Raw genomic sequence first — 5252 nt, 5'->3', positions numbered from 1 at the left:
GGCGCATTAATACACCCCGCTCTAAACTTTGGTTGGGGCCGGGGCGGCCCCCCCCGCGCCGTGCGGGGCCCGGGGGGGGGGGCTGGTTCTGCCGCCCGGAACGACGACTCAGCCGAAGGCCAGTGCCAGACCTGTCGCGGCCGCCCACACCAGCATCGCCAGCCCCGAGTCGCGCAGTGCCGGAACGAGAGCGAGCCCCGAGGCTCCGGACCGGACCGGCGCGTTCGCGCGCACGGCGAACGGGGCCGCGAGCAACCCGGCCGCCGCCCACGGCGTCGCCGCGACGAGCGCCACCGACAACACGAACGGCACCGTGACGAGAACGAGGTGCAGGATTCGGGTCCGGCGGTCGCCCAGACGGACGGCGAGGGTGCGTTTTCCGGTGACGGTATCGGTCGGGATGTCGCGGAGATTGTTCGACACCAGGACGGCGCTCGAGAACGATCCGACGGCCACCGCGCACGCGAGTCCTGCCCAGTCGACGCGGCCCGCCTGCACGAATTGCGTACCCAGCACCGCAACGAGACCGAAGAACACGAACACGGCAACTTCGCCGAGACCGTTGTAGCCGTACGGGGTGCGGCCGCCGGTGTAGAACCACGCGCCCGCGATGCACAGCGCCCCGACGACGATCAGCCACCATGCGCTCGTCAGCGCCAGTGCGATGCCGGCTACCGCGCCGATTCCGAAGCAGACGAACGCCGCACGTTTGACCAGCGCGGGGGCGACGAGCCCCGACCCGACGAGTCGCACCGGGCCGACACGGTCGTCGTCCGTCCCGCGCACACCGTCGGAGTAGTCGTTCGCGAAGTTGACGCCGATCACGAATGCGAGTGCCACGACGAGCGCGAGGAGCGCCTTCCACCACACCGCCTCACCGAGCGCTGCGGCCGCCCCCGTGCCTGCAAGGACGGGAGCGATCGCGTTGGGGAGTGTGCGCGGACGTGCGCCTTCGATCCAGTGACCAGCGGTTGCCATGCTTCGATCTTCGCACCTTCGCGACGCCGGTTCTCACGCCCCGTCGCGCGGCTGCGAAGGGCGCTACGAAAACCGGGCGACGAGCGCGCGACGATCGACCTTGCCCGGACCCCGCACGGGCAGCGACTCGACGACGTGCAGTTCCCGCGGCGCCGCGGTGATGTCGAGTGACGCCGCGGTGTGTGCGCGCAGTGAGTCCAGCGTGGGAACCGCGCCGTCCTCGGCCACGACGATCGCGGTGACCCGCTGCCCCCATCGCTCGTCGGGAAGGCCGATCACGGCGACCTCCCGGACCGCGGGGTGCTCGGCCAGCACCGCTTCGACGATCTGCGGAACCACTGTCAGGCCGCCGGTCGAAATGGCTTCGTCGAGCCGGCCCAGGATGCGGAGCACCCCGCCGTCGAGTACTCCGGCGTCGTCGGTGCGGAACCATCCTGCCTCGACGAACGCGGGATGATCGGGGAGCCCGCGGTATCCGGAAGCGAGGGTCGCCCCGCCGAGCAGGACCCGTGAATCGTCGCCGACCCGCACCCGCACCCCGTCGAGCGGGACGCCGTCGTACACGCAGCCGCCGCACGTCTCGCTCATCCCGTACGTGCGCACGATCTTCAGCCCGGCATCGAGTGCACGGCGTAGCACCGGCGCGGGAGTGGCCGCCCCGCCGAGCAGGATGCCGTCGAGATCGGCGAGCGCCGCCCGTGCCCCGGAGTGGTCGAGAGCCTTGACCAGCTGGGTCGGAACGAGGGAGGTGTAGCGGCGGGGTCCGGGCATCGCGGCGACCGCGTCGGGGAGGAGGGCGGGATCGAACCCGCGCGAGACGTCGACGACGGTGGGCTCGGTCCCGGACAGGACGCTACGGAGTAGCACCTGCATTCCGGCGATGTGGTGTGCGGGCAGAGCGAGCAGCCACGAACCGGTGCCACCGAGGCGAGCGTGTGTGGCGTCGCCGCTCGCTCGCAGCGCGTCCACGGTGAGTTGAGCGCCCTTCGGCACTCCCGTCGTGCCCGACGTGGCCACCACGAGACCGATCCGCTCGTCGATCGGATCGCCGGGCCGGAGCGCGTCGGTGAGCCGCCGGGTCTCGCGTGCGTCTCCGGCGGGAACCGGCAGCAGCGGGGGAGCGCTTCCGTCGAGAAGCCGTTGCAGAGTCGGGACAAGAGCGCGGACGGCATCCCCCGAGGGGACGGCGAGCGTGGTCAGCAGGGCGGTCATGCGCGGGAGGCGGTCACAGGTCGTGGTCCGTCCGGTCCCAGTTGCCGGTGCCCAGGTGCCGGTGCACCCGATCGATGTCGCGGTCGGACGGCATCTCGTTCGTGATCTTGGTGATGAGAACGGCGATGTCCGTCTTGTCGATCGGGAGATCCCCGTCGTCGACGAGCCTGCCGGCCACCTGATCGACCTCTTCCTCGGACAGCCGGCGGGACAGCAGCGCGAAAAGCGGCACGTAGTCCTGCTCGGGAACCCCGTCCGGGTAGCCCGCACGGAGCCACTCCACGATGGAGGTGAGGATCGGCGGAAGAATCATCTGGACCTGCTCGGCACGCGGCCGCACAGCACACGGGACCGGACACGATGTGTGAGGACCGGGTTCGAGGTCACTGCACTCCTTCCAGCCGAAACCTGCGATGCGGGAACGCGATGTCGGAAACTCGGTGTCGGAAAACGCGATGTCGGGAAAACGCGATGTCAGAAAACGTGGATACCGAAGGTGCCCGACAAGAAGTCTGCGGTCAGGAGCAGGATTCCGCAGAGTACCGCGATGGCGACGACAGCGAAACACACGACCGCTCCGGCGACGCCGAGGGGCTGCAGTGCGCTCTCGCTCGACGAACGACCCGCGTGCAGGGAGCGGACGCCGAGTGCGAAGAGCGAGGGCAGACCGGCTCCGAGGAACAAGCCGACGAGCACGACCTGCCACAGGGAATCCAAGGTGTGGGTCAGCAGATTCACGGGCGGCCTTCCTGGACGACGGGTTCAGGGGTGGTTGCGGCGGGGACCAGCGACCCGTCCCATTCTGCCGTCACGTTGGAGGCATCGACCGGCTCCTTGCGCGACCGCAGCCACATGAAGAGCGACAGTCCGCACAGGAGGGTGAAGACGAACAGGACGCCTCCCAGGCCCCCGATCATGTGTGCGAGCGCCCAGCACAGTGCACCGACGAGCGCGGCGCTCGGAAGCGTGATCAGCCATGCGACGACCATGCGGCCGGCGACACCCCAGCGCACTTCGGCGCCCTTGGTGCCGAGTCCGGTGCCGAGGATCGAGCCGGTCGCGACGTGCGTGGTGGACAGTGGAAGCCCGAAGTGGCTCGAGGTCAGAATGATTGCCGCAGACGACGACTCCGCGGCAAGTCCCTGGGTCGGCGCGATCTCGACGAGGCCCTTGCCGAGGGTCCGGATGATGCGCCAGCCGCCGAGGTAGGTGCCCAGTGCGATGGCGACCGCGCAGGCGAACTTCACCCAGAACGGCATCTCGGTGTCCGCGGTGATGCTGCCGTGAGCGACGAGGGCCAGGAAGATCACGCCCATCGTCTTCTGGGCGTCGTTGGTGCCGTGCGCCAGCGAGAGGAGCGACGCGGTGCCGATCTGACCCAGCCGGAATCCGCGGTCGCGACGCTCTTCGGAGATGTCGCGGGTCAGGCGGCGCATCGACCACGTGCCGACGGTGGCGACGAGGGCTGCGATGACGGGAGCGAGCAGAGCGGGCAGGAGCACCTTGCCGAGAACGCCGTCCCACACCACGCCGTTGACGCCGATGGAGGCGAGCGCCGCACCCACCAGGCCGCCGAACAGGGCGTGCGAGGAACTGGACGGAAGGCCGAACAGCCACGTCGCGATGTTCCACAGGATGCCGCCGACAAGGCCGGCGAAGACGATCAGCAGAAGGTCCTCACCGCCGACGGTACCGAGGTCGACGACGCCTTTGGCGACGGTGGCCGCGACTTCGACGGAGAGGAACGCACCGATCAGATTGAGGACCGCCGACAGTGCGACGGCCGCCTTCGGCTTCAACGCTCCGGTGGCGATGGACGTGGCCATTGCGTTGCCGGTGTCGTGGAAGCCGTTCGTGAAATCGAATGCGAGGGCAGTGACGACCACTACCAGTAGGACAACGAACTCTGCGGTCACGTCTTCCCATTCTGGGGTAGCGGACAGGGGAAAGTACAGCGACGCTCAGGTGAACGCGGACACCCTGCAAGCCTCCACGTGCAGGGAGCGGCGCCGCCGGTTCCCCGGTGTGGTGAAGATCACTTGCCGGAGGGGTTTGACCGGCCGGTTGAGGGGGTCCGGCTGTCGCGCCGGAGCGGATGATCGTCAGGGATCTGCACGAGCACGATGGGGACTCCGTCCGGATCCGCGACCCACAACTCGTGCAGGCCCCACGGCTCCTGCCGCGCTTCACGCACGATCGGCACCCCGGCGAGGGCGAGTTCGGCCTCGCACTCGTACACGTCGCGGACCTGGAGCCACAGCGCACCCTGGAACGTCTGGTCCGCATCTCCGCGTCCGTGGGCGGCGATCTCGATCAGCGACTGACCGGCGAAGTAGACAGTGCCGGCGGGGTACTCCCGCGCGATCGCGAGACGGAGTTTCCCGCCGTAGAACTCCAGCGCCGCCTCGTAGTCGCGAGGCCGCAGGATCGTGCGACTGCTCAGTATCTCCACGTCGAGGCCTTCCGGTGATGGTGCTTCGTCTTCGCCGATCGGGATCGTGCGCGACCGCCTCCGCCGATCGTACGGCCGGCCCGCCGGGACCAATTGTCGGCCGCGGCCCGGAGTGTGCCCGACGGCACACCTTTCGGCGGTAACGCGGGGGGCGTGTTTGGCGAACCGACAAACGGGACATCATGTCCGGCAGGTGCAGCGCAGTGCCTACACGGCTCGGCAGAGTAAGCCGCACGCCACGACCGTTACCGGGACGACCCCAGGAGAACAGCCATGAAGACCGATTACGACGCCCCCCGCACCACCGACGTCCTCGGTGCCGAAACTGCTCTGGACGAACTTGCGCTGACGCCGACCCAGAAGGCCGACGCGGACGAGGCCGAGATCCTCGAGTCGCTGGATCTGCCCGGAGCCGACCTGTCGGGCGAGGAACTGACCGTCCGCGTCCTGCCCAAGCAGTCCGACGAGTTCACCTGCATGAGCTGCTTCCTCGTCCAGCACTACAGCCGGAAGGCTTCCGGCTCCGGCGAGTACTGCCGCGATTGCGCTTGACCGCGTAACGCTCCCCGGCAACGAACGCGAGGCGGGCACTTCCCGAACAGGGAGTGCC

7 protein-coding genes are annotated in these 5252 nt (G+C 69.0%); 1 reads left to right on the top strand and 6 read right to left on the bottom strand.

Annotated elements, in window-relative coordinates; all coding sequences use genetic code 11:
* Positions 1 to 108: 108 nt before the first annotated feature.
* The 6 genes from ACFWBU_RS21130 to ACFWBU_RS21105 form a co-directional block, all read right to left on the bottom strand.
* Positions 109 to 978, bottom strand: a complete 870-nt coding sequence (locus tag ACFWBU_RS21130; protein WP_169619456.1) for a 1,4-dihydroxy-2-naphthoate polyprenyltransferase — start codon at positions 976 to 978, stop codon at positions 109 to 111.
* 63 nt (positions 979 to 1041) lie between these two features.
* Positions 1042 to 2190 (bottom strand): o-succinylbenzoate--CoA ligase, encoded by a 1149-nt coding sequence (menE, locus tag ACFWBU_RS21125; RefSeq protein WP_296550424.1) that lies wholly within the window; start codon positions 2188 to 2190, stop codon positions 1042 to 1044.
* Between the two features lie 13 nt (positions 2191 to 2203).
* Positions 2204 to 2503, bottom strand: a complete 300-nt coding sequence (locus ACFWBU_RS21120) for a DUF3349 domain-containing protein (protein WP_169619460.1) — start codon at positions 2501 to 2503, stop codon at positions 2204 to 2206.
* A gap of 161 nt (positions 2504 to 2664) precedes the next feature.
* Entirely contained in the window at positions 2665 to 2928 is a 264-nt protein-coding gene (locus ACFWBU_RS21115; protein ID WP_169619462.1) for a hypothetical protein, read from the bottom strand.
* Positions 2925 to 4106 (bottom strand): inorganic phosphate transporter, encoded by a 1182-nt coding sequence (locus ACFWBU_RS21110; RefSeq protein ID WP_169619464.1) that lies wholly within the window; start codon positions 4104 to 4106, stop codon positions 2925 to 2927. The genes ACFWBU_RS21115 and ACFWBU_RS21110 overlap by 4 nt, the downstream gene beginning before the upstream one ends.
* A 119-nt stretch (positions 4107 to 4225) precedes the next feature.
* A complete protein-coding gene (locus ACFWBU_RS21105) occupies positions 4226 to 4642 on the bottom strand; it encodes a VOC family protein (RefSeq protein ID WP_169651262.1) in 417 nt (138 codons plus the stop codon).
* A gap of 273 nt (positions 4643 to 4915) precedes the next feature.
* Between ACFWBU_RS21105 and ACFWBU_RS21100 the strand changes: the two genes are divergently transcribed.
* The gene (locus ACFWBU_RS21100; protein ID WP_169619468.1) at positions 4916 to 5194 is read left to right on the top strand and encodes a DUF4193 domain-containing protein; all 279 of its coding nucleotides are present in this window, start codon (positions 4916 to 4918) and stop codon (positions 5192 to 5194) included.
* The last annotated feature ends 58 nt before the right edge of the window (positions 5195 to 5252 follow it).

Origin of the sequence: Rhodococcus sp. NPDC060084 (assembly GCF_042730335.1) — a bacterium.
Taxonomy (GTDB): domain Bacteria; phylum Actinomycetota; class Actinomycetes; order Mycobacteriales; family Mycobacteriaceae; genus Rhodococcus.
The sequence above is the reverse complement of the archived record's forward strand: the minus strand, read 5'-3'. Positions and strand labels throughout refer to the sequence as shown.

Coding starts and splice junctions, on each gene's coding strand:
- menE (WP_296550424.1), bottom strand. CDS start 2,190: ATGACCGCCCTGCTGACCACGCTCGCCGTCCCCTCGGGGGATGCCGTC.
- ACFWBU_RS21100 (WP_169619468.1), top strand. CDS start 4,916: ATGAAGACCGATTACGACGCCCCCCGCACCACCGACGTCCTCGGTGCC.
- ACFWBU_RS21120 (WP_169619460.1), bottom strand. CDS start 2,503: ATGATTCTTCCGCCGATCCTCACCTCCATCGTGGAGTGGCTCCGTGCG.
- ACFWBU_RS21130 (WP_169619456.1), bottom strand. CDS start 978: ATGGCAACCGCTGGTCACTGGATCGAAGGCGCACGTCCGCGCACACTC.